The organism is Streptomyces sp. NPDC048352, from assembly GCF_040651895.1.
Lineage (GTDB): Bacteria > Actinomycetota > Actinomycetes > Streptomycetales > Streptomycetaceae > Streptomyces.
This window is the reverse complement of the sequence record NZ_JBEZKZ010000039.1, coordinates 41,058-65,187: the sequence shown is the minus strand read 5'-3', so window position 1 is coordinate 65,187 and position 24,130 is coordinate 41,058. Positions and strand designations below refer to the sequence as shown.

General features: G+C 73.2%; 19 protein-coding genes. 7 read left to right on the top strand and 12 right to left on the bottom strand.

Annotated features, from left to right (window positions below):
- From AB0D45_RS20920 to AB0D45_RS20900, 5 genes are all read right to left on the bottom strand, one after another.
- A partial coding sequence (locus AB0D45_RS20920; RefSeq protein ID WP_362461153.1) for a transglycosylase family protein occupies positions 1 to 524 on the bottom strand: 524 nt, incomplete at its 3' end.
- A 407-nt stretch (positions 525 to 931) separates the two neighbouring features.
- Positions 932 to 3,760, bottom strand: a complete 2,829-nt coding sequence (locus tag AB0D45_RS20915; RefSeq protein WP_362461150.1) for an NHLP bacteriocin export ABC transporter permease/ATPase subunit — start codon at positions 3,758 to 3,760, stop codon at positions 932 to 934.
- Positions 3,761 to 3,830: 70 nt separating this feature from the next.
- Positions 3,831 to 5,957, bottom strand: a complete 2,127-nt coding sequence (locus tag AB0D45_RS20910) for an NHLP family bacteriocin export ABC transporter peptidase/permease/ATPase subunit (RefSeq protein WP_362461148.1) — start codon at positions 5,955 to 5,957, stop codon at positions 3,831 to 3,833.
- Between the two features lie 101 nt (positions 5,958 to 6,058).
- On the bottom strand, positions 6,059 to 6,865 hold the full coding sequence (locus AB0D45_RS20905) for an HlyD family efflux transporter periplasmic adaptor subunit (RefSeq protein ID WP_362461144.1): 807 nt from the start codon (positions 6,863 to 6,865) through the stop codon (positions 6,059 to 6,061).
- 47 nt (positions 6,866 to 6,912) lie between these two features.
- The gene (locus tag AB0D45_RS20900; protein WP_361605320.1) at positions 6,913 to 7,131 is read right to left on the bottom strand and encodes a hypothetical protein; all 219 of its coding nucleotides are present in this window, start codon (positions 7,129 to 7,131) and stop codon (positions 6,913 to 6,915) included.
- Between the two features lie 612 nt (positions 7,132 to 7,743).
- Here AB0D45_RS20900 and AB0D45_RS20895 point away from each other — a divergent pair.
- On the top strand, positions 7,744 to 8,832 hold the full coding sequence (locus tag AB0D45_RS20895; RefSeq protein ID WP_362461141.1) for a hypothetical protein: 1,089 nt from the start codon (positions 7,744 to 7,746) through the stop codon (positions 8,830 to 8,832).
- A gap of 169 nt (positions 8,833 to 9,001) precedes the next feature.
- Here AB0D45_RS20895 and AB0D45_RS20890 read toward each other — a convergent pair whose 3' ends face one another.
- The 3 genes from AB0D45_RS20890 to AB0D45_RS20880 all read right to left on the bottom strand — a co-directional run bounded on the left by AB0D45_RS20890 (position 9,002) and on the right by AB0D45_RS20880 (position 11,977).
- Positions 9,002 to 10,537 carry an FG-GAP-like repeat-containing protein gene (locus AB0D45_RS20890; RefSeq protein ID WP_362461137.1) on the bottom strand — a complete coding sequence of 512 codons (1,536 nt, stop codon included), beginning with the start codon at positions 10,535 to 10,537 and terminating at the stop codon, positions 9,002 to 9,004.
- Positions 10,538 to 10,657: 120 nt separating this feature from the next.
- Positions 10,658 to 10,828, bottom strand: coding sequence for a hypothetical protein (locus AB0D45_RS20885; protein WP_362461134.1), 171 nt, complete (start codon positions 10,826 to 10,828; stop codon positions 10,658 to 10,660).
- A 744-nt stretch (positions 10,829 to 11,572) separates the two neighbouring features.
- Positions 11,573 to 11,977, bottom strand: a complete 405-nt coding sequence (locus AB0D45_RS20880; RefSeq protein ID WP_362461131.1) for a VOC family protein — start codon at positions 11,975 to 11,977, stop codon at positions 11,573 to 11,575.
- A 204-nt stretch (positions 11,978 to 12,181) separates the two neighbouring features.
- On the opposite strand from AB0D45_RS20880, the gene AB0D45_RS20875 reads away from it, so the two are divergent.
- Both AB0D45_RS20875 and AB0D45_RS20870 read left to right on the top strand, forming a co-directional pair.
- Positions 12,182 to 14,020 carry an ABC transporter ATP-binding protein gene (locus tag AB0D45_RS20875; protein WP_362461129.1) on the top strand — a complete coding sequence of 613 codons (1,839 nt, stop codon included), beginning with the start codon at positions 12,182 to 12,184 and terminating at the stop codon, positions 14,018 to 14,020.
- A 287-nt stretch (positions 14,021 to 14,307) separates the two neighbouring features.
- Complete coding sequence (locus AB0D45_RS20870) at positions 14,308 to 16,371, top strand: SpoIIE family protein phosphatase (RefSeq protein ID WP_362461128.1); 2,064 nt, start codon at positions 14,308 to 14,310, stop codon at positions 16,369 to 16,371.
- Positions 16,372 to 16,395: 24 nt separating this feature from the next.
- On the opposite strand, the gene AB0D45_RS20865 is transcribed toward AB0D45_RS20870, so the two are convergent.
- From AB0D45_RS20865 to AB0D45_RS20850, 4 genes are all read right to left on the bottom strand, one after another.
- Positions 16,396 to 17,058 carry a DUF305 domain-containing protein gene (locus tag AB0D45_RS20865; protein WP_362461125.1) on the bottom strand — a complete coding sequence of 221 codons (663 nt, stop codon included), beginning with the start codon at positions 17,056 to 17,058 and terminating at the stop codon, positions 16,396 to 16,398.
- Between the two features lie 68 nt (positions 17,059 to 17,126).
- A complete protein-coding gene (locus tag AB0D45_RS20860) occupies positions 17,127 to 17,552 on the bottom strand; it encodes a DUF6153 family protein (protein ID WP_362461122.1) in 426 nt (141 codons plus the stop codon).
- Between the two features lie 184 nt (positions 17,553 to 17,736).
- Positions 17,737 to 18,783, bottom strand: coding sequence for an NUDIX hydrolase (locus AB0D45_RS20855; protein ID WP_362461119.1), 1,047 nt, complete (start codon positions 18,781 to 18,783; stop codon positions 17,737 to 17,739).
- Positions 18,784 to 18,942: 159 nt separating this feature from the next.
- Positions 18,943 to 19,566, bottom strand: coding sequence for a LysE/ArgO family amino acid transporter (locus AB0D45_RS20850; RefSeq protein ID WP_362461116.1), 624 nt, complete (start codon positions 19,564 to 19,566; stop codon positions 18,943 to 18,945).
- Positions 19,567 to 19,635: 69 nt separating this feature from the next.
- Here AB0D45_RS20850 and AB0D45_RS20845 point away from each other — a divergent pair, with 69 nt between their 5' ends.
- The 4 genes from AB0D45_RS20845 (at position 19,636) to corA (ending at position 24,008) form a co-directional block, all read left to right on the top strand.
- Complete coding sequence (locus AB0D45_RS20845) at positions 19,636 to 20,541, top strand: LysR family transcriptional regulator ArgP (RefSeq protein WP_362461113.1); 906 nt, start codon at positions 19,636 to 19,638, stop codon at positions 20,539 to 20,541.
- 110 nt (positions 20,542 to 20,651) lie between these two features.
- Positions 20,652 to 22,400, top strand: coding sequence for a serine/threonine-protein kinase (locus AB0D45_RS20840; RefSeq protein WP_362461110.1), 1,749 nt, complete (start codon positions 20,652 to 20,654; stop codon positions 22,398 to 22,400).
- Positions 22,401 to 22,432: 32 nt separating this feature from the next.
- Positions 22,433 to 22,828 carry a TOBE domain-containing protein gene (locus AB0D45_RS20835; RefSeq protein WP_362461107.1) on the top strand — a complete coding sequence of 132 codons (396 nt, stop codon included), beginning with the start codon at positions 22,433 to 22,435 and terminating at the stop codon, positions 22,826 to 22,828.
- A gap of 97 nt (positions 22,829 to 22,925) precedes the next feature.
- Positions 22,926 to 24,008 carry a magnesium/cobalt transporter CorA gene (gene corA / locus AB0D45_RS20830; protein ID WP_361611290.1) on the top strand — a complete coding sequence of 361 codons (1,083 nt, stop codon included), beginning with the start codon at positions 22,926 to 22,928 and terminating at the stop codon, positions 24,006 to 24,008.
- Positions 24,009 to 24,130: the final 122 nt, after the last annotated feature.

Below are 24,130 nucleotides of genomic sequence, written 5' to 3'. Positions count from 1 at the left end.
TCGTTTTCGTAGATGTGGTTGTCGCCGCCGATGGTGAACACCCGGTTCACCGTTCCGGTTCCGGTGCTCGTGACTTCCTTGAGCTGGGTGGCGCCTTGATTGACCCAGCCGCTCCACCGGCCCGCCGAGTAGTCCCCCTCCGCGTTGAACAGGTCACCGGCCCCAGTGACGCGCTGCAGATGCACCGTGTTCTTCAGAGGGGTGGGAAGGGGAGTCGGGTCCGGGAACGGGTTCGCGTGGTCCGCGGCGAGGCCGGCCGCCGGACCGCACATCGGCCACGCGCCCTGCCCCTGAACGGCGAGCACCTTCTCCGCGACGAGTATCTGCTGGGTCTTGGTGGCGAGGTCGGCACGTTCTGCGTACTGGGTGCCGCCGAAGCCGCGCCAGGTGCTCCCGGAGAACTGGAGGCCGCCGTAGTACCCGTTTCCCGTGTTGATGCTCCAGTTCCCACCGCTCTCGCACGCGGCGACCTTGTCCCACGTCGACACGGACGCGGCGCGGGCCTGCCCCGAGAGGCTCCCCATCAGCGAGAGACCGAGTAGTGCGGCGAACGGGAGCGCGGTGCGTCTGGCATATGTGGACATGACGAAATCCCCCCGCGGGATACATGGTTGGGCGACCGGAATCGGCGGGTCGCGGAAGCGTCAGACCCGCGCGACCGACCGGCCGTTTGTCATTCCATGATCATCATCCCGTGAGGGTGGGGAAGGTGCCTGGAGGTCATCCCGGTGGCCTGATGTGGCCTGGGAATCACGTTCCGTTGGCGTTTCGGTCACGCGCTGGCCGAGGACTACCTGTGCGCGACTGGTCGGTTGCTCGCCGTAGACCTGCGCGCACGCCCTCGGGAGGTGGCGCATCGAGGTGAGCGCGGCCGTGTGCGCGTTCCGGGCCACGCCGCGGCGCGGTGCGGTGACACCCGGCCCCGGGCCGGTCAGGTGATCTGGCGGCGGACCAGTTCGTGGAAGGGGCCCGACGGGTCCGCGAGGAGGGCGGACGGACGGCCCTGCTGGGTGATGCGGCCCGACGACATGACGATCACCCGGTCCGCGTCCATGACCGTCGAGAGCCGGTGGGCGATGACGACACGGGTGCAGCGCAGGGCGCGGGTGGAGTCGGTCACCACGCGCTGGGCCTCGTTGTCCAGCGCGCTGGTGGCCTCGTCCAGGAAGACGATGCGCGGCTTGCGGATGAGGGCCTGGGCGATCATCAGGCGCTGGCGCTGACCGCCCGAGACGGTGCCGCCGCCGTCGGACAGCACGGTGTGCATCCCCATCGGCATGGCCCTGATGTCCGCCGCCAGGCCCGCCATCTCGGCGGCCTCCCACGCCTCCTCCAGCGTGTACGTCTCGGCGCCGCTGATGCACTCGAGGATCGACCCGGAGAAGGGCTGGGCGTTCTGCAGGACGACCCCGCACTGGCGGCGGACGGCCGCCTGGTCGAGGGCCGCCAGGTCCTGGCCGTCGTACAGGACGCTGCCGGAGGCCGGCTGGTCGAAGCCGATGAGCAGGCGCAGCAGCGTGGACTTGCCGCAGCCGCTGGCCCCGACGATCGCGACGAACTCGCCCGGCTCGATGCGCAGCGACACGTCGTCGAGGGCCGGCGGGCCGTCGGGGGAGTAGCGGTAGGAGAGGTTCCTCGCCTCGACGGCGCCGCTCAGCTCACCGGGCCGGGTGCTGCCCGCGCGGACCTCCAGGGGTTCCGCGAGGAGCGGCTTGACCTGCTCGTACATCGGCTGCACGGCGGCGGCGGAGAGCAGCGCCCCGGTCAGCTGGGTGACCGAGGACAGCATCATGGTCACGGCGGTGCTGAAGGTGAGGAACTCGCCGGCCGACATGCTGCCCCGGGCCGGGCCGGCCAGCAGCATGAACATCACGAGGGTGCACAGCGGCAGGCAGACCGCGTTGAGCACGGTGATGGCGTTCTTGATCCGGCCGATGCGCTGCTGCAACTCGCGCGTACGGGCGAACTCCTTCGCCCACGCGGCGTACGCGAAGCTCTCGGCCATCGCCACCCGCAGCTTGGGCAGCCCGCGCAGCGTCTGGAACGCCTGGTTGTTGAGCCTGTGCCCGAGCGTGAGCAGCTGCCGCTGGTAGCGCAACTGCCACAGCCCGAGGCCGAGGAACACCGCGGCGATGGCGATCAGCATGGCGATCGCCACCAGCGCCAGCGGCACGCTGTACGCGAGCAGCAGGACGAGGTTCATCGCGGCGACGGCACCCGCCTGGACGGACAACGAGCCGATGCCGGACAGCGCGCTGCGGATCGCGCTGATGCCCAGGGCCGCGCCGGCCAGTTCACCGGTGGAGCGGCCGGCGAAGAAGCTCACCGGCAGCCGCAGCAGCCGGTCCCACACGGCGGGCTGGAGGGCGGCCTCGACGCGGCCCTCCATGCGCAGGACGGAGACGTTCTGCAGCAGCATGAAGGCGGCCGAGACCAGGCTGGTGGCGATGAGCGCGAGAGCGGTCTGCACGATGAGGCTGTCCTCGGCGCGGGGTACGTATTCGCCGAGCACCTTGCCGGTGGCGACGGGTACGAAGGCCCCCAGGCCGACCGCCGCCAGCCCGCCCACGAGCAGGCCGCGCAGCTCCCCGCCGGTGCCGCGCAGGCTGAAGCGCAGCAGCCGAAGCAGGCTCGGCTTCCCCGCGGGCAGCGGGCGGTAGAACATGACGGCCCGCGGTTCGAAGGCGGGCCCGTTGTCCTTGCCGACGCGCTCCCGCGTGCCGCGGGCCGGGTCGACGGCCTCGTAGCCCCCGCGCCGCCACAGCAGGGCCACCGGGGACCCGTCCGCCTGGCGTCGGCCGACCAGCGGCCCGCTGTCCTCCCGCCACCACCGGCCGCCGAGCCGGACCGTACGCGTACGGACCCGCGAGGCGAGTGCGAGGCGCTCGACGGGGTCGGTCGCTCCCGAGCCGGCGCCGGCGCCCGCCGCGCCCTCCTCGCTCAGGGTGACGCCGGCCGCCGCGGCGACCAGGCGGCACACGGCGAACGTCGCGTCGTCGCTCCCGGCGCGCCGCGGGCCCCGGCCCGGGCGGCCGATGGACGCCAGCAGCGTGCGGTCGGCCTGGGTGCGGGCGGCCTCGCCCGCCCGGATCCCGGCCGCCGCCCGGTCCTCATGGGCGCGCTCCAGCTGCTCGATCCACTCGTCCAGGGCGTACAGCAGCCGGTGCTGCTGGTCGACCATGCCCTGCCACAGCGTCCCGTCGAGGAGGAGGACGCCGGCGGTGGCGTACCCCTCGTACGCGGCCCCGTACTGGACGCTGCCCGGGGTGATCGGGATCCACAGGATGTCGTCGTCGGCCCCGCCCCCGGAGGCGGCGTCCCGGCTCTCCAGCGGGGCCTGGAAGAGCACGCGCAGGCCCCGGCCGACGCCGAGCGCGAAGGCGTGCTCGAGGGGGCTCAGCGGCGCGGCGTCGTACGGTGCGCCGTACGGGCCCTGGTCGTACGCCCACGGGTCGGCGTACGGCGTGCGCTGCAGCTCGCGGAGCTCGACGCGGTGCAGCCGGCAGCCGTGCAGGGGGCGGCCCACCAGGGTGTGCCCGGGGCCTTCGGGCGGGCCCAGCAGGAGGGTGCCCGACGCCAGGCGGCCGAGGAAGTGCCAGTGCCCGGCCTGCGCGGCGTCGACGGCGAACAGGTCCAGCTCGCCCTCGACGACGAGCCACAGGACGAGCGGGCCCTCCAGGGACAGGCTGCGCACCCCCGTGCAGTCGACGGCCGCGCCGAGCCCGCCCAGGGCCGCCACCACGGGGTCCTGCGCGACCACGGGTGCCGCAGGGGCCTGCCCCGCGTGGGGGTGGCCCGGGTGGGCGTGGGCCGGGTACGGGGATGCCACGTCAGTGCTCCTTGACCAGTTCGGCGTACGGGCCCCCCGCGGCCAGCAGCTGTTCGTGCCGCCCGCGTTCGACGACCGTGCCCCGGTCCAGCACGAGGATCTCGTCGCTGTCGCGCACCGTGCTCAGCCGGTGGGCGATCACCACGCACGCGCAGCCGCGCCGGCGCAGGTTGTCGATGACGGTCTGCTCGGTCGCCGCGTCGAGGGCGCTGGTCACCTCGTCCAGGACCATGACGCTGGGGCGCCGCACCAGGGCCCGGGCGATCTCCAGGCGCTGGCGCTGACCGCCGGAGAAGTTCCGGCCGTCCTGCTCGACCCGGCTGTGGATGCCGCCGGGTCGCCGCGCGACGACCTCGTACACGGCCGCGTCCTCGAGGGCGGCGATGACGGCCTCGTCCGGGATGGAGGGGTCCCACAGGGCCACGTTGTCGCGGACGGTGCCCTCGAAGAGGAAGACGTCCTGGTCGACGAAGGAGACGGAGGCCGCGAGCGCGCCGCGCGGGATGTCCTCCAGGCGCATGCCGTCGATGCGGATCGTGCCCTCCCAGGGGGTGTACAGGCCGGATATGAGCCGGGAGACGGTGGACTTGCCGCTGCCGGAACCGCCGACGAGCGCGACCTGCCGCCCGGGGCCGACCGAGAGGGAGAAGCCCTGCAGCAGCGGGGCGTCCAGCGGGCTGTAGCCGAACGTGATGCCCTCCAGCTCCACACGGCCGTGGAGGCGGCGGGTCGCGGACGGGGGCTCGCGGCGGGTGTAGAGCGGGTCGACGGGGAAGTTCTCGACGTCCTTGAGGCGGGCGACGTCGGCGGCGAAGTCCTGGATCCGTCCGGCCACGCCGTTCAGCCGGGTGATCGGCGCGGTGAAGCTCGTCACGAGTGCCTGGAAGGCGACGAGCAGGCCGACCGAGAGGTGTCCCTCCACCGCCCGCAGGCCGCCGATCATCAGGATCAGCGCGCTGTTCAGCGCGGCCAGGGCGGGTGCGACGACCCCCAGCCACGCGCTGGGCGTGCCGAGGCGCTGCTGCACGTCGAGGGTGACGGCGTGCCGGCCGGCCCAGCGGCGGAAGAAGCCGTCCTCGCCGCCGGTGGCCTTCATCGTCTCGATGAGCTGGAGGCCGCTGTACGAGGTGTTGGTGAGCCGGGCGTTCTCCGCGCGCAGCTTCTGGGTTCCGGTGGCCCGCACGCGGATCACGATCCGCATGGCCACGAGGTTGAGCAGCGCGACGCCGATGCCGACGACGGTGAGCTGGGGATCGTACGTCCACAGCAGCACCGCGTAGAGGACGACGACCACCGCGTCCACCCCGGCGGCGGCGAGGTCCCGGGCGAGGGTCTCGGCGACCGCGTCGTTGGACTGCAGGCGCTGGACCAGGTCGGCCGGGTTGCGCTGGGAGAAGAAGGCGACGGGGAGCCTGAGCAGGTGCCGTAGGAAGCGGGCGCTTCCCAGGGTGGAGGAGATGATCCGGCCGCGCAGCAGATTGGCCTGCTGGAGGGCGGTGAGCACGCCCGTCAGCAGCAGGGCGGCCGCCATCGACGCGAAGAGCACGCCCAGCAGGGAGGTCTGTTCACCGATCAGGAACATGTCGATGTACGTACGGCTCAGCGCGGGCACCGCCGCGCCGACGGCCACCAGCAGGAGGCTGGAGAGCACGGCCGCGAGGAGGGTGCCCGAGGTGCCCCGCAGGCGGGCCGGTACGGCGCCCAGGACGCCGGGCTTGCGGCCGGTGCGGCGGAAGCCCGGGCCGGGTTCGAAGGTGAGCACGACGCCGGTGAAGCCGGTGTCGAACTCCTCCATGGGGAGGAAGCGCCGTCCCTTGGCCGGGTCGTTGACGTACACGCCCCGGCGGCCGAAGCGGCGGCCCATGCCCTCGTAGACGACGTAGTGGTTGAACTCCCAGAAGAGGATGGCCGCGGGGCGCACCCCGGCGAGCGCGGCCAGGTCCATCTGCATGCCCTTGGCCGCCAGCCCGTAACCGCGGGCCGCCTTGAGGAGGTTGCTGGCGCGGGAGCCGTCGCGCGAGACCCCGCAGGAGACGCGCAGCTCTTCGAGGGGGACGAAGCGGCCGTGGTGGCCGAGCACCATGGCCAGCGCGGCCGCGCCGCACTCCACGGCTTCCATCTGGAGCACGGTGGGGGTGCGTACGGGCCGGGGCGTGCGGCCCCGAGGGGCGGGCGCGGGACGGCGGCGCGAGGAGCGGCGGCCGGTGTTCCCGCCCCGCTGCGGGGCGGTCACGGCAGCAGCCAGTCGACGGGGCGCTGCGCGGAGAGGTGGACGGCTCCGGTGACCGGGGTCGTGGAGTCGACCGGGTACGGGGGGCCGTCGGAGGAGGACCACCGGTAGCCGGAGGTGGTCGCGGACGAGCGTTCGAGCCGTACGAGCACGGCGACCGGGTCGCCCTGCCGGGTGAAGCGGGCCGCGAGGCGGCTGTCGCCCAGGAAGCCGCCGATCTGAGCCGCCGTCTGGGGCGTGCGGCCGACCGCCTGGACGCGGCCGCGCAGCACCCCGTACCGGGGCTGGGGGACGGACTGGACGGTGAGGTCGACGTGGGCGCCCACGGGGATGGCGGAGCCGCTCGGGCCGGAGACGTAGAGCACGGCGGTCAGCGGCTCGGCGGCGTTCTTCACGCGTTCCACCGTCGCGACGTCGGCGCCGGTCGTGACGACCGAACCGGTCTTGGCGACCAGAGTGGTCACCCGTCCGCCGGCGAGCAGCCGCACGACCTGCTCGCCGCGGTCCGTGGCGACGCGGAGCAGGGGGGCGCCGGGGGACAGCAGCTGGCCCTCTTTCGCGAGGGTTTCCACGACCTGTCCCGCATACGGGCTTTGCAGCAGATAACTGCCTTCGGCGTGCGTGAGAATGCCGGGTGCGCTCAACTTGGCGGACACGGTGCCGGCGAATGCCCAGATACTCGCGGCGGCCATGGCGACCACCGTGACGGCCAGGACGAGCCGGCCCTGCGGGCGCGCGAAGCGCACGGGCAGATCGAGTTCTTCGGGCGATTGCAGCGTGGAAAGCGCCTTTTGGCGGAACTGCACGGACTATTCCTTCGGCCTGTTGCTTCGGCGGCACGCGCCGGCCGTACTCAGAGACCGGCCACGCCGACCTGCACGCCGGCGATGCCGGTGACCGCGCCGGGCAGGGCCGTGGCGGCGTGGACGGTGTCCAGGGAGGTCACGGCGCCCAGGACGGTCTGGACGTCGCCGAGGACGGCGCCGGCGAGCCCGCCGGAAATGGCCACACCGCCGGCAATGGCGTCCAGCTCGGTGTCGGCGATCTCGCGGGTCTCGATGTCGTTACGCACGTTTGCGCACCCTTCATTCATCTGAATATTCGGCAATTGACGTGGCGGGAACGCGAAAACGTCCACGACCACTTCCGCGCGGCGGCTCGACCCAAACCAAGCAGTGCTTCCGAGAACCGCGGCGGTGGGCAGATGTAAGCACGCGAACGAGTGGCCATGCCAACCGTGTTGACGCGTCGCGGCCTCCGAGGCGGCGATCCGGGCGGCGGACCCCTTCGTTCATTTGCGGGATCGTCGCAACGCCTTCACAAGATCGAGTAACGGATTCAGGCCCTCCGCCATCACCACTGGACATAACGGGGCAGATAGCCGCTCAATGGGCGGGATGAAACGGTCATATCGCCGAGCCGGGCGAGACGGAACGCCTCGTCGGTAGCGGGTGTGAAGATTTGCCGGAGCGGCACACGGTGACGGAGCGCTCACGCCGGGTGGAGCGAGCGGCGACGGCGCGGGGCTCCCGGTTCTGCCGATTCGGCCACGTGGCGCGAAGGCGGGCGCTAGCGTGAAAGGGCCCGTCCCCCGCCCGAGTCCCGTCAGGGACCGTCGGCGTACCCGTGCCCCGATCCTCCCCCCACCCGGTCCACCGTGCTGTGCCCGACCGAAGGGAAGACCATGAGCACCCACACCCCGCCCGCCCCGTACCCCCACCTGCTGCGCTGGCTGAGCGGCGAGACCCCCGACACCGCGAAGACCGCCGTCGAGCTCGCCGGACTGGCGGGCGGTCCGCACTACCAGCGGTTCCTGCTGGACCTGGAGGACGAGCGGGACGCCTTCCGCACGGCGCTGCTCGTGGCCTTTCCGCACCTCGACCTGGACAAGCCGGACTTCTCCGCAGCCGCGCACCCGCTGAAGCCCGTTGCCTCCCCGACGCTGAAGACGGCCGGGCCCGTCTGCCTGGCCTCCCTCGCCCTCGGCGAGGCGCGGGACGTCTTCAACCGCGCGCACCTGTGGACCGCCCCCGACGGGGTGCTGCGCTACAAGGGCGGCACGGTCTACGGGACGTCCGGGGGCCGCCGTGTGCGGTTCTCCGCCGACGCCGGCGGCCGGCTCTACGTCGCCTCCGCGACGCACCCGCTCAAGCTCTGGATCCGCAAGAACGGCCAGGACGCCACCGTCCAGCACATCTTCACCCTCGTGGCCGACCCGGGCGCAGGCGGCTACACCGCCTTCAGCGCGCAGGGCGACACCGCGTGGGAGGGCTCGCCGGGCGGCCAGTTGACCACCCCTCAGGGGCTGGTTCAGGTGATCACGAAGAGCGGCGCCTTCGGCTCCATCGCCTGGGGCGCCCCGTACTGCACGGCCGGCTGGGTCGAGTCCCTGATGCCGACCCTCAGCACCCGGGGCACGATCGCCGTGCCCGGCGGGACGGCGACGATCGGTCAGAACGTCCACTCGGCGCAGATCGTGGGCAGCGCCTGGCTCACGGGCGTCCCCAACCTCGACTGCAAGCCGGCCGACATGCCCGCGCAGTGGCGGGCCGACGTGGTCGCCACGCTCTGCCCCCTTGCGGCGAACCACGCCCAGCTGCGGCTGGTCAAGGAGTTCTGCGACATCCTGAAGTCGGCGACGCCGACCCCGTTCGTCGCGGGCGGCACCGACCTGGCGGCCCGCATCACTTACCTCCTGACGCGCCACCCGAACCGCCGGGCGGACCTGGAATCACTGCCCCGCATCAAGGAGTACTACAAGCAGTGCTTCTGAGCACGCAGAGCCCCCGCGCAGCGACCACGGCGATCGGTGCGCGGGGGTCTCCTGCCGGCCGTCCGGCTGCACCCCGACGGCGTGACCGCCTCAGGGGGCCTCCCACCGAGTCCGCCACCGGTACGGCGGACTCGGTGAACCGGCACTTCTTCCGTCCGGTCTTGCGGACTCAGACCACGGTGCCGAGAGACGTCCAGCCACCGCCGTTGTCGCCACCGTTGAAGAGGTAGACGACTGCGCTGTCACCGGTACCCGAGAGGATGTAATCGGCGTGGGTGTCGCCGTCGAAGTCGGCGAACTGCACCTTGCTCTGTGTCGTGGTCAGGCCGGTCGCGATCTGTCCGAGGGATGCCCAGCCGCCGTGCTGGTCACCGCCGCGGTTCAGGTAGACGTCGACGGCGCCGCTGGCGGCGATGCGGGTGTAGTCGGCACGGCCGTCACCATCCCAGTCCGAGAGTCGGACCCGCGACCGGTCGTTCGTGAGGCCACTGGCCACCTGGCCCAGCAACTGCCAGCCGCCACCCGTGTCGCCGCCGCGGTTCACGTAGACGGTGACGGCGCCGCTGTCGCTGATCGTGGTGTAGTCGGTCCTGCCGTCACCGTCGAAGTCGGAGAACCGGACCTGGTCCTGATTGGACGTGGTGCCCGATGCGACCTGGCCGCCGCCCGCCCAGCCGCCGCCGACGTCGCCGCCGCGGTTGAGGTACACGGTGAGGCTGCCGTTGGTGTTGACGAGGATGTAGTCGGCCTTGCCGTCCCCGTCCCAGTCCGCGAACCGGACCCGTGTGCGGTCGGTCGTGAGGCCGCTGGCGACGCGGCCGCCGTTCTGCCAGCCGCCACGGGAATTGCCGCCGCGGTTGAGCCTGACGTCCACCTGGCCGCCGTCGGCTATGAGGATCTGGTCGGGGCGGCCGTCTCCGTCCCAGTCGGCCCAGCGCACTCGGGCGGCGCCGCCGACCTCGTTGCCGGCCCGCGGAGCGGGGGCGTGCTTCGTCCATCCGTCGGTGACGGCCTGTTCAAGGGCATCGGAGTAGACGCGAGCCATTTTGACGTAGCCGGCGTCGTTGGGGTGCAGGTTGTCGGGCAGTTCCGTCGCCACGTCCAGCTTGGGCGGCTCCGCGTAGCGGAAGTGCTGGCCGGCCGCTCGGCGGGACGCCTCCTGCCCGCGGATGACCGCGTTGAAGCTGCTCGCGCGTTGCTCCTGGCCCACGGTGTCGGTCAGGAGGCCCTGGACGATGATCGTCACGCCCGGTTTGCGCGCCTGGATGGCGTCGATGAGCGTGGACAACCGGTTCGCCGCGGCGACCGGGTCGGTGCCCTGCGTACGCAGGTCGTTGATGCCCAGGTGGAGCAGGACGACATCGGGGATGGCGGCGGACTGCCACTGGGCGATGCTCGCACGGACCTGCTCGATGGTCCAACCGCTGTGGCCCTCGTTGTCGGGGTCGGCGACGGCGCCGGCGGAGCTGCTGCCGACGAAGTCGGGGAGGTACCGGGACTGCGCCGCCATGAGGTTCCACAGGGGCAGCCGGTACCCGGCGCCGCCGGAGCTGTTGACGCCCGAGGTTATGGAGTCGCCGAGAGGCATGATGCGTACGAGGGGCGGGGAAGGCTGCGGGGCCGCGGAGGACGGGGTGATGCCGAGAGCGAGGAGGGCGGTGCTTGCGAGCAGGGAAAGACTGAGGTGCGCGGTGCGCTTGATCACGAATCTGGGACCTTCGGTGCGGAGGGACTGCGAGCACACGGGGCGTCTACGCATGGCAGGGCTGAGCACACGGCCGGAAAGCCAGAGGATCTGGAGGAACCGGACGGCCGTGCGAAAGGATCAGCCGGTTACGCGGAGCTCGACGACGACCCGGCCCGTGGAGGCCAACGGGTCTCCGGCCACGCGCGCGTAGCTGTTCTTGTCGACCTCGAGGGTCGTGGTGTCGCTGCCCGAGGTGAGCTTGGCGCTCACGGAGTGCTTGCCTGCGTCGAGGGCGAAGACCCGGTCCAACTCGAAGGTGATCCGTCCGGTCTGCCCGCCCGTACTGAAGCAGTAGATGGGCTTCCGCTTTACTGCGGCATCCTCGTATGTGTAGACGCGGACTTGGGAGGTGCTGCTTCCGCATTCCGCGAGGGTGATGCCGCCGTCTCCGCGGATGAGTTTGATGCCGTCCTTCGCCAGGATCGCCGCCGAATTCGGGTACGGGGACTCGCTGGTCGAGACGGGCGCCGAAGGCGATGGCGAGGCCGATGCGGAGGGCGACGCGGGCGTTGATGCTGCACTCGACGGAGACGTCAGAGGGCTCGGGGGCGCCGCCGGATCAGCCACCGGTGAAGTGCGCGGCCCGTCGTCAGCGGCCGCATATGCACCGGCGGCACAGAGTGAGGTGACCGCTATGGCGGCGATGACAGGTTGACGCACACGGGAGAACACCGAGAGGGGTCCTTTCAGGGGTGGAGGATCGACAGTCAAAATATCCGAATACAGATCTTGAGACGTTAACCCATCCGGTCGATCAGCCGCTGAAATAAGCCTCCTGATGCCCCACCAGGTCTGGGTGAAGGTGTGGAATGCCGATCCTTCCTGCAGCGAACTCCGACGGCGCCCCTGCCGGTGAGGTGGCTGCCCGCCGTGAAGGGGGACGGTGATCGGCAGGTCAGATCGCCGGACGGGCGCCTACGAGTCGCCGGGAGGGGGCCGGGTCCCAGCCGGTCGGGCGGACGGCTTGCGCAGGTCGGGCGCTGCGCGGGGGGTCTACGTCTGGCGTGCCACCGCTTCGAGGACGAACGCGTGGCCCGCCGGGTCGGCGTAGCGGCGCACGGTGGTGCGGCTGCCGGGGGCGGCGCCGTCGTCCTCGGCGGCCACCGGGCGGGCCCCGAGGGAGACCGCCTCGCGCTCGGCCGCGTCGAGGCTCTCCGGGTCGACCAGGATGCTCAGGTGGGCCTGGTGCGAGCCTTCCGGGAGCGGCCAGCTGGGGGGCGCGTGGTGCGGGTCCCGGCGGACGCCGAGCACCACGCCCGCGGAGCCGGTGACGAGGATGAGGTCCCCGTCTCCCGGCGCCGGACCTGCGGTGGCGCCGAGGAGATCGGCGTAGAAGTGTGCGAGCAGCTCGGGCTCGGCGCTGTCGAGGACGAGGACGGTCGTCTTGGGTACGGTCATGCATCCCGTGTGCCCTCTGTCGGCACCCGTACGCGGAGAGTTGCCGGTCGGTGCGAGGACGCGCAGGCGGTCAGGAGCCTCATGCGCCGGGGCCGTCCGGCTTCCGACGATCGACGGAAATGGGCGGAAAACGCTTGGACGGCGTCAGCGACCCTGCGGGACACTGCCGTTCCTGTCCTGCCGCTCCAACAGCACAGGGTTGGTATGGGATCTCCTGAAGCACACCGAAATCCGCCGGGCAAGGGTCCGGTACTCCTCGCACTGCGCCACTACGGACGGGAGCTGGTCCGGCTCCGCCGGCTGGCCGTGCCCGCCATGCTGCTCCCGGCGCTGGGCAACATCGGCATCAACTACGTCGCGCCGCTGGTCGTCGCCAAGCTCGTCGGCCGGATCGCCGACGGCGGGAGCGCCGCCACGGGCATCGGCCAAACGCTGCCCTACGTCATCGCGTTCGCCGGCGTCCTGCTGCTGTCCGAGGCGCTGTGGCGCCTCGGGCTGCACTGCCTCAACCGCCTCGACGCCCACGGCGTCGAGCAGCTGTACGTCATCGGCATGGACGAGCTGTTCGCCAAGGACGCGGCGTTCTTCCACGACAACTTCGCCGGATCACTGACCAAACGCGTCCTGAGCTTCGCCTCCCGCTTCGAGGAGTTCGTGGACACCTTGACCTTCCAGGTCATGGGCAAGCTCGTCCCCCTGGTGTTCGGCTCGGTGGTGCTGTGGCACTACGAACCGCTCCTCGTCGTCGGGCTCCTGACGATGATCGTGCTGACGGGGCTGTGCGCGGCCCCGTTGATCCGCCGCCGCCAGGCGCTCGTGGACCAGCGCGAGGAGGCCCTCGCCCGGGTCTCCGGCCACGTCGCCGACAGCCTGATGAACATGGACACGGTCCGCGCGTTCGCGGCCGAGGAACGCGAGGCCGCCGAACACCGCTCGCGGGTCGCGGAATCACGGCGGCTCATGCTGCGCTCGTGGGACTACGGCAACCTGCGCATCGACACGCTCGTCGCGCCGATGTCCGTACTGACCAACGCGCTCGGCATGTTCGTCGCCGTCGGGCTCGCCGGGGGCGGGCACAGCGTGGAGACGGTCGTCGTCGCCTTCACCTACTACAGCAACGCCACCCGGATCATGTTCGAGTTCAACCAGATCTACCGCCGCCTGGAAAGCTCGATGACGGAGGCCGCGCAGTTCACCTCCCTGCTGCTGACCCCGCCGACCGTCCTCGACCCGAAGGTCCCGGAACCGCTGCGGTCCGGGGGCGCCGACATGCGCTTCGAAGGGGTGACCTTCGCCCACGGGGGTGCCGAGCCGCTCTTCGAGGGCCTCGACCTGGCCGTGCCCGCCGGGACGAAACTCGGACTCGTCGGCCGGTCCGGCGGGGGCAAGACCACCCTCACCCGGCTGCTGCTGCGGATGACCGACGTGGACGGCGGACGGATCACGGTCGGCGGCCAGGACATCAGCCGGCTGGCCCAGTCCGACCTGCGCGGTCTGATGGCGTACGTGCCCCAGGACCCGGCGATGTTCCATCGCACGCTGCGGGAGAACATCGCCTTCGCCCGGCCCGGAGCCACCGAAGCCCAGATCCGCCGGGCGGCCGAGGCGGCGCACGTCACGGAATTCGCCGACGCGCTGCCGGACGGCTTCGACACCATGGTGGGCGAGCGCGGAGTGAAGCTGTCCGGCGGACAGCGCCAGCGCGTCGCCCTCGCCCGGGCGATCCTGCGCGACGCGCCGATCCTGCTGCTGGACGAGGCCACCAGCGCCCTCGACTCCGAGAGCGAGATCCTCGTCCAGGACGCGCTCTGGCGGCTGATGGAGGGGCGGACGGCGCTCGTGGTGGCGCACCGGCTCAGCACGGTCGCCGGCATGGACCGGCTCGTCGTCCTCGACCGCGGGCGGATCGTGGAGCAGGGCAGCCACCAGGAGCTGCTCGCCGCGGAGGGCGCCTACGCGAAGCTGTGGCAGCACCAGTCGGGCGGCTTCCTCGACGACGTCCCCACCGGGACCGGCACGCGGACGGGGGCCGACCTGCCCTAGAGGTGTCCGCACAGTCCCGCCTGCCCTGCGGGCGGGACCGTGCGGAGACCCCCGCCCCAGTGGGCGGGAAGCGGGGGAGGGGGATCCCTGGATCCAGGGCCCTCCCATGGTCACCGCCCCCGACGGTCGTGTCGAACGGGCGGCCGGGTCGTGCGGCGGTCACGGCCCGTGCTCCGGCTCCGGGAGGCGGCGGTCCGCCGGTCGGCAGACGATGGAGGCGTGCAGGTGTCCGAGGAGTGAGCCCCGTGAACGAACCGTGATGAACGAGCCGCGATGAACGAGCCTTGATGAACGAGCACATCCCGGTCGACGAGCTGATCAGCAACGCCGCACAGGCCGCCGGCGGCTGGCTGGGCGCGCTGCCCGTCGCGCTCGTGGCCACCGGCGGCGACGGGACGATCGTGCGCTGGAACCAGGTCGCGCAGGAGCTGCTCGGCTACACCCCGCCCCAGATGCTCGGCCGCAACATCGCCGACCTGCTGCACCCGGGCTCCGACCGCAGCCTCGGCCGCTCCCTGTGGGAGGCGGCCGCCTCCGGCCGGGGCGTCATGGGCACCGTCACGGCCTGGCACCGCGACGGGCATCCCATCGAGGTGGAGATCTGGGCCTCCCCCGTGTCCGACCGGCAGCACGGCTCTACGGTGCTGGTCTTCGCGGCCGACGCCCACGCGGCCCGCCGCATCCGCGGGTCGTCGGCGGTCTGGGACGGCCTCTTCGCCCGCTCGCCCGTCGGCATCGCCATCCTCGACACGCAGCTGCGGTTCTTGCAGGTCAACGCGGCTCTCGAGGCCATGAACGGGCTCCCGGAGTCGGCGCACGTGGGGCGCCGCCTGGCCGAGCTCCTCCCCGAGGTGAACGCGCTGGAGATGGAGGAGGCCATGCGGCAGGTCCTGGAGACGGGGAAACCGCTCCTCGACCGCCGCCGCGTCGGACGGACGCCCTCGGAGCCGGACCACGACCGCGTGTGGTCGTGCTCCTACGTCCGGGTGGAGGACCCCGCCCACATGCCGATCGGGGTGATCGCCTCCCTCGTCGACATCACCGATCAGCAGCGCGACCACGTCGAAGCCGAAGCCGGCCGGCGCCGGCTGGCCCTGCTCAGCGAGGCCAGCATGCGCGTCGGCTCCAGCCTGGACCTGGAGCGCACCGCGCAGGAACTCGCGGACCTCGCCGTCCCGCGCCTCGCCGACGCCGTCACCGTCGACGTCCTCGACGCGCTGGCCCGCGGCGACGAACCCGGCATGGGGCTCACCGGCGGCGTCGACCTGCGCAGGCTCGGCCGGGCGCCGCTGTCCGGATCCCGGCTGACCGACATCCTCGCGCCCCTCGGCCGCACGCTGACCTTCCCCCCGAACGCCCCCTACACCCAGGCCCTCGCCGCCCGGCAGCCCTTCCTGATCGCCCGCCTGGACGAACAGACCGTGGCCCCCGCCGCCCGGCACACCACCAAACCCGCGCAGCTGCTCACGGTGGGAGTGCACTCCTTCGTGATGGCCCCCCTCGTGGCCCGGGAATCCGTACTCGGCCTCGCCACCTTCTACCGCACCCGCCCGGTGGGGCCCTTCACCGCCGAGGACGTCACCCTCGCCGGCGAACTCGCCGCCCGCGCCGCCCTCAGCATCGACAACGCCCGGCTGTACCACCGTGAGCACGAGACCGCCGTCATCCTCCAGCGCAGCATGCTCCCGCAGCACATCACCCCGCCGCCGGGCATCGAGGTCAGCCACCGCTACCTGCCCGCGAGCGACGTCAACGAGGTCGGCGGCGACTGGTACGACGTCCTCGCCCTGTCCGGCGGCAAGGCGGCCCTGCTGATCGGCGACGTGATGGGCCACGGCATCGCCGCCGCCGCGGTCATGGGCCGGCTCTCCGCCTCCGTACGGTCCCTCTCTCGGCTGGACCTCTCGCCCGTACAGCTGCTGCACCAGCTGGAGGCCGCGCTCGCCGACCTCGCCGAACCGATGCTCGCCACCTTCCTCTACGTCGTCTGCGACCCGGCCGCGGGACGCTGCACCGTCACACGCGCCGGGCACCCGCCGCCCGCCCTCGCGCTCCCCGACGGCACCGTCCGGCTCCTGGACACCCCGCCCGGGGTCCCGCTGGGCGTCGGCGGCATCGCGTTCACCCCCGTCGAGGTCGAGGTGCCGCCGGGCAGCCTCCTCGTGCTCTACACCGACGGACTCATCGAGGCCCGGGGCAGCGACCTCGACGAGCGGCTGGCCGAGCTGATGCAGCTGCTCGCGGACCCGCAGCGCCAGCTCGACCACCTGTGCGACTCGCTGATCACCCACCTCGTCCCGGCGGCGGCGGACGACGACATCGCCCTGATGGTCGCGCGGGTCGGCGGCTGACGTCGGCCCGCGCGGCCGACCGGGTCAGTTCCTGCCGAGGAGCCCGTTCATCCGGGTGATCTCGGCGCTCTGGGAGCCGACGATGGCGGCGGCCATGTCCTTGGCGGGCTGGTACCTGCCGTCGGACTGCTCCGTCCTGGCCATGGCCACGGCACCCTCGTGGTGCTTGACCATCAGCTCGAGGAACGCGGTGTCGAAGGCCTTCCCGGAGGCCTTCGCCAGCTGCTCCATCTCCTCGCCGGTCATCATCCCGGACATCGGGTGGCCGCTGTGCCCGCCGTGCCCGGAGTCCGCGGCGGGAACCTGCTCGCCCCAGGAGGACAGCCAGCCGGACAGGGTCGTGATCTCCGGGTCCTGGGCCTTCCTGATCTCCTCGGCCAGTGCCTTGACCTCGGCCGATGCGGCGCGGGTCGCGGCGAGGGCGGCCATCTCGACCGCCTGCCGGTGGTGCGGGACCATCCCCTGGGCGAAGGCGGTGTCGGCGGCGTTGTGCGCGGCCCGGGAGGTGTCGCCGGAAGGCCCGGCCGACGCGGAGGCGGGGGCGGACGCCGTGCTGCCGGCGCCGTGGCCGTCGTGCGCCGTGTCGTCGGCGCCGTCCTTCGCGCCGCAGGCGGCGAGGACGAGGGCGGCGGTGGCGGTGGCGGCCACGGCGGTGGTGCGGCGGATCAGGGAACGCTTGACGGTCATGAGGGTGCTTCTCCTGTGCTGGGGGCGTAGGGGTGGGCTCGCCGGCGGGAGCGCCGGCCGAAGCCGCCCTATACGCGCAGGAGTTGCAGTTCGCTGAGGGAGGGAGGCGCACGCCCGCACGCCGCGGCCCCGGGAACGATGCCGTGCGGGGCCCCGTCCGCGGCGGGGACCGGGCCGGGCGCGGCCGCCGGCGCGTGCAGGACCGGGGCACCGCTGGTGCCGGATGCCGCACAGGTGGGGTCGGCGTGCTGGGCGTGCCCCCCGCCGGGCGCGTCGGGTACCGGGGCGCCGGCATGGGCGCAGTCGCAGGGGTCGGCCGCCGGGTGCCCGGCTGCGGCGGCGTGGGCCGCCGCGTGCGCGGCGGCCGGCGGGACGGCTCCCGGGCCGAGTCCGTGCATGGCCACGAGTCCCGCGAGCACGGCCAGGACGAGGAGCAGCCGTGCGGGCGGCCCGGCGGGCCTCCCCGCGCGTCCGGCCCGCGTACTCGTCCTCATGGCGGCATCGTAGGCGACCCCGGACCGGTACTCCAAAGGGGTAGGGGGTATGCGCCGGGCCGGTCCACTCGGACGGGCCCGTGGCCCACGGTCCTGAGAGCCGCCCGCGATACCCACGTGCCGCCCGGGCCGCCCCGGCGATCCCGCACGGCCCTCGACCACCCCGAGGTGCCGCGGGCGGCTCTCAGGACGGGCCGACCGGGCGGCCGGAGTGGAGTTCCAGCGGGCCGGTGCCCTCCGCCAGGGCGGTCAGGCAGGCCTTGATCTGCCGGCGCAGCTTCGGTTTGACCAGCCCGCGCAGCTCGTCCCGGCGTGCCGTACGCCACTCCAGCAGCTCGGCGGGCGGCAGCCGGATCGCGGCGAGTTCGGCCGGGCCGAGGACCCCGCCGTCGTACAGGAACCGGATCCGCGCCGGGTAGCCGGGCCGGTGGGTCCAGTCGACGGCGAGGAGGCGGCCCGGATCCCGGTCCAGGCCCGTCTCCTCGCGGACCTCGCGCGCCGCCGCGTCCCGCGGGGTCTCGCCGAGGTCGCTGTCGACGCCGCCGCCGGGGAGCAGCCAGCGGCCCGGCTCGCCGTAGCCGGGACGGACGAGCAGGACCCCGCCGCCCCCGTCGGTGAACAGCACGTTCGCGGCGGTGAGCGCCTTGGGCCGGGCCGCGCGGTGCCCGGCGGAGTCGTAGCGGCCCGCGTGTTCCAGGGCCGCGCGGTCCGCCGGGTCCAGTCCGGCCGGGGAGCCGGGCTGCGGCACGCCGCCGACCAGGTGTGCCACCGAGCCGGAGTGCAGCGCGGCCAGCCCGGCGCGCAGCCGGGGCGCCAGCCGGTCGGACAGCTGCTCCGCGGCCTCCTCGGGGGTGAGCCAGCGGGCTTCGGTGACCTCGCCGTCGGCGAAGGCGATCCCCTCGGCCCCCGCACCGGTCAGCGGGCCCACGAGGTACACGTGGACCACGATCGAGCGGCCGAGCGCGCCCGGCGGGCAAGAGTCCACGGCCAGCAGCCGGCCGACCGGAACGGACAGGTCCAGCTCCTCCTTCAGCTCCCGGGCCAGGCCTTCTTCCGGGGTCTCGGTGTCCTCCACCGTGCCGCCGGGCAGTTCGAGGCCGTCCTTGTACGAGGGGGTGAGGACGAGGACCCGGCCCCGCGCGTCCAGGACGATCCCGGTCGCGGCGACGAGCGGGGCCGCCTGGGCGGCGTAGTAGGCGCGCACGGCCTCGGGCGACGGGCGGTCGGGCACGGCGGCGGCTCCGGGAGGGGGGGGCTCGGGCGTCACGGCATCGGTGACCGGGCGGGGCCCCGGGGGCGGGGCGTACGGGAATCAGTACCACGTCCGGGCCGGCCGGACGCCCCGGCCGGGCCCTGCGGGACGGCCCGGTTGCGGCACCGGTCGCGCAGGTCAGGCCCGTACGAGGAGCAGCCCGCCCATCGTGACCATCGTCGCGGCGACCAGCCCGTCCAGCACCCGCCAGGCGGCGGGCCGCGCCAGCAGGCCGCTGAGCAGCCGGGCCCCGTAGCCGAGGGTGCTGAACCAGATCAGGCTGGCCAGTCCGGCCCCCGCCCCGAACGCCCAGCGCAGATCGCCCCGGTCGGCGGCGAGCGAGCCCACCAGCAGGACGGTGTCCAGGTAGACGTGCGGGTTGAGCCACGTCATGGCCAGGCAGGTGAGCACTGCCGCGCGGACGGACCCGGCGGTGGCGCCGCCGGCGTTGAGGGCCGCGCCGGGTGCGGGACGCAGCACGCGCCGGGCGGCGAGGATCCCGTAGCAGATCAGGAAGCCGCCGCCGGCGACCGCGACGGCCGTCAGGGCGGCCGGCCAGGCGGTGACGAAGGCGCCGACGCCGGCCACGCCGAGGCCGATGAGGACCGCGTCGGACACGGCGCAGATGGCGACCACCGCGAGGACGGCGTGCCGGCGGGCGCCCTGGCGCAGCACGAAGGCGTTCTGCGCGCCGATGGCCACGATGAGGGACAGGCCGGTGCCGAAACCCGCCAGGAGTGCTGTGGTGATGCCGTTCGTCATGGCTCCGACCGTAGGGAGCGCGCGGCGCCGCGTACAGCTAAAGATTTTTACGTATCATTAGCCGTCGTGATGGACGAGCTTCCCCTGGACCAGGTCCGGACCCTGCTCGCGGTCGTGGACGGGGGCACCTTCGACGCCGCCGCCGCGGCGCTGCACGTGACGCCGTCCGCCGTCAGCCAACGGGTCAAGGCGCTGGAACAGCGCACCGGCCGGGTGCTGCTGATGCGGACCAAGCCGGTGCGGGCGACCGAATCCGGCGAGGTGGTCATCCGCTTCGCCCGGCAGCTGTCCAGGCTGGAGCGGGACGCACGCGCCGAGCTGGGCATGGGGATGGCCGACGGGCTGGGCCCGGTCCGGCTGCCCATCGCGGTCAACGCGGACTCGCTGGCCACCTGGTTCCTGCCCGCGCTGACCCGGGTGCCGCAGGATCCGCCGATCTGCTTCGAGCTGCACCGCGAGGACGAGTCCCACACCACCGCGCTGCTGCGGGAGGGGCAGGTCATGGCCGCCGTCACCTCCTCGCCCGACCCCGTGGCCGGGTGCACGGTGCGGGCCCTGGGGCTGGCCCGCTACCTGCCGGCGGCGAGCCCGGCCTTCGCCGCCCGGTACCTGACGGGGGATCCGCGGCGGGACCTGGCGGAGGCCCCGCTGATCGTCTTCGACCGGCGCGACGTCCTCCAGGACGACTTCGTCCGCGCCCTCACCGGCGGCGCCTCGCCGGCCTCGGCCGCGCGCCACCTCGTACCGACCTCCGAGGGGTACCGCGACGCCGTGGCCGCCGGTCTCGGTTGGGGGCTCGTACCCGAACCGCAGGCCGAGCCGCTGCTGGAGACCGGCGCGCTGGTGCCGCTGGCGCCGGGGCGGTGGCTGGACGTACCGCTGTACTGGCAGCAGTGGAAGCTGGACTCGCCCGCGCTGGCGCTGGTCGCCCGCGTGGTCGCCGAAACGGCCATGGAAGCGCTGCGCCCGGCTTAGGTCGTGGGCCCGCGGGCGGCGGCCGCGCGGACCACCCGCCGGACGTGCATCTACGCTTGTGCCCCGTCAGATGGTCGAGACGAACGACCGGTCGTGGAACGGAGCATGTGGTGCCAGCGGGCCAAACGGGGGAAGCGAACGACGGGGACCTGATCGGCAAGGTGCTGGGGGGCCGCTACCGGGTGACCTCCGTGGTCGGCCGCGGCGGCATGGGCGTGGTCGCGCGGGCCGTCGACGAACTGCTCGCCCGCGAGGTCGCCGTCAAGGTCGTACGGGCGTACACCGACGCGGGCGACGCCGAACTGGCCGATCTGCGCACCCGGATGGAGCGCGAGGCACGGGCCGCCGCCCGCATCCGGCATCCCGGCGTGGTCACCGTGCACGACGTCACGCAGGAGCAGGGGCTCCCCGTCATCGTCATGGAACTCGTCGACGGGCCCTCCCTCGACGACTCGGTGACCCGGTACGGCGCCCTGGACGCGCACGAGGCCGCCGCGATCGGCGCCAAGCTGATGGACGCCCTCGACGCCGCGCACCGGGCGGGCGTCCTGCACCGCGACGTGAAGCCGGGCAACGTGCTGCTGGAGCGCGGAGGCCGGGTCGTGCTCACCGACTTCGGCATCGCCACCATGGACGCCTCCGGTGACGAGGCCATGGCGAAGCTGACCCGCAGCGGTGAACTGGTCGGCTCGCTCGACTACCTGCCGCCGGAGCGCGCGCAGGGCAAGGAACCCGGTCCGGCCTCGGACATCTGGTCGCTCGGGATGACCCTGTACGCGGCGGTGGAGGGCGTCTCGCCGTTCCGCCGCACCTCGGTGTGGTCCACGCTGGCCGCGATCATCGGTGATCCGCTGCCCGAGCCCCGGCGCGCGGGGCCGCTCGCCCCGGTGCTGCGGGCGCTGATGGCGAAGGAGCCGGAGCACCGGCCCACCGCCGACCAGGCCCGCGCGATGCTGCGGCGGGTGGCGGAGGGCGGCGGGGCGCACCCCGCTCCGGCTCCCGCCTGGGCTCCGGCACCCGCCCCGGCACCCGCCCCGGGTCCCGCTCCCGCCGCGGGACCGGGCCCGGATCCGCGGGGCCCCGTGGCGGCGGCCGCCGCCGTTCCGCCGGCCGCGGGCACGCCGTCCGGCGCGGCGACCGCCCCGGTTCCGGGCTTCGGGCCTCCGCCCCCGCTCGGTGCCGGAACGTTTCCTCCCCAGCCGTACGCCCCCGGCCCGCAGCCCGGCGGATTCCCGCCGCAGGGGCCCCCGCCCGGACAGCCGCTCCCGGCCACGCGGGCCGCGGACCCGGCGCGGCGCCGCGGCCGGGCCGCGATGGCCGTCGCGGTGGTCGCCGTACTCGCCGCCGGCGGCGTCACGTACGCCCTCACCTCGGGCGGGGACGGCACGGCGCCGACGGCAGCCCCCACACCGGCGCCCGCGGGCGGCTCACCCGTGGCCGGCGGACAGCCCGGCCCGCCCACTCCCGGCCCCTCGCCCTCGGTCTCCGGGCCCTCCGCGAAGCCCTCCGCCACCCCCTCGAAGAAGCCCGGCACCCCCTCGCCCTCCGGGACGGGGCCCACGCCCGCGCCGGGGAAGCCGAGCCCCGTACCGACGGGCTGCGCCGGCTGGACCCACAAGGATCCGAAGCCGGGCACCTACGGCTACATATCCGGCGACCACCACCTGCTGGCCGCCCCGTACCAGCAGTGCGCCCAGGGCGCGCTGGTCAAGAACGGCACGAAGCTCTGGTACCACTGCTACATCGTCAACTCCTACGGCAACCAGTGGACGTTCGTGCGCGTGGAGGGGACCAACACCACCGGGTGGCTGTACAACCGCGACCTCACCCGCCAGAAGGGCTCGTCCCCGCCGTGTTAGCCCCGCGCCGCCGGCCGCCCTACGCTGCGGGCATGGAGTCCTACAGCATCGGTCAGGCGGCCCGGCTGCTCGGCGTGAGCGCGGACACGGCCCGGCGGTGGGCCGACGCCGGCCGCTTCCCCACCCGCCGCGAGGGATCGCGGCGCACGGTCGACGGGCCGGACCTTGCGGCGTTCTGCGTAGAGGCCGCGCAGGAGGGTAGCGGAGAGGGGGAGGAAGCCCCGTACACCTCGGCCCGCAACGCCTTCCCCGGCATCGTCACCGGTGTGAGACTCGGCACCGTCGACGCCCAGGTCGAGATCCAGGCCGGCCCGCACCGCATCGTGTCCCTGCTCACGCGCGAGGCGGTCGAGGAGCTGGGCCTGGAGGTGGGCGCGCGGGCCACCGCGCGGGTGAAGTCCACCAGCGTCCTGGTCGACCGGGGCTGACCCCGGCCGGCGCCGGGAGCACGAGGGCGTGGCGGAGCCGTCGGCGGGCGGTGGCAGACTGGCCGCTGATCCGCCGAAGGGGAGTACGTCCGTGTCCATGTTCAGCAACCTGCGCCGCGCCGTGCGCCGCGGCTACCGGCGGGCCGTCGACCTCAGCCACCCTGCCCGTTCCCCGCTCGGCAGCGCCGTCGTCAACTGCGTGGTCTACGTCGACGGGGTCCGCCAGGACGGTTGCGGCGAGGTGGAGGAGGCCCTGCGCCGGGTCCGCAAGACGGGCGCGGGCTTCGTCTGGATCGGCCTGCACGAACCCTCGCAGGAGGAGATCGCCGGGCTCGCCGAGCTCTTCGGCCTGCACCCCCTCGCCGTCGACGACGCCGTCAACGCCCATCAGCGGCCCAAGGTCGAGCGGTACGACGAAACCCTCTTCGCCGTCTTCAAGACCGTCCGCTACGTCGAGCACGAGGAGCTGACCGCGACGAGCGAGGTGGTGGAGACCGGCGAGCTGATGGCCTTCATCGGCGAGGACTTCGTCATCACCATCCGGCACGGCGGCCAGGGCACTCTCGGTCCCGTCCGCGAGGCCCTGGAGTCCGAGCCCGAGCAGCTGGCCAAGGGCCCGGCGGCCGTCCTGCACGCCATGGCGGACCACGTCGTCGACGACTATGTGGCGGTCACGGACGCCGTGCAGAGCGACATGGACGCCGTGGAGACGGCCGTGTTCAGCGAGCACGGCAGCCGCGGCGACGCGGGCCGGATCTACCAGCTCAAGCGCGAACTCCTCGAACTGCGGCGGGCGGTGGCTCCGCTCGGCCGGCCGCTCCAGCACCTCGCCACGCAGCCGATACCGGTGATCCCGCCGGAGGTCCGCGCCTACTTCCGCGACGTCGCCGACCACCTGACCCGGGCCACCGAGCAGATCGGCGCCTACGACGGCCTCCTCGACTCCATCCTCCAGGCCCACCTCGCGCAGGTGACGGTCGCCCAGAACGAGGACATGCGCAAGATCACGGCCTGGGCGGCCATAGTGGCCGTGCCGACCATGGTGTGCGGGGTCTACGGCATGAACTTCGAGCACATGCCCGAACTGCACTGGACGTACGGGTACCCGCTGGTGCTCGCGGTGATGGCGGTCGCCTGCCTCGTCCTGCACCGGGGTTTCCGGCGGGCCGGCTGGCTCTGACGGCCCGCCCGGTGGAGCGTCCCGGGGCCCGAGCGCGCGGACCGGCGGCTTCCGGTCGTGTCCGGCCGGGGGGGTGTTCCCCGTCTCCGGTATCTGGTAGGAAAGTTTCCTAATGGACAGGG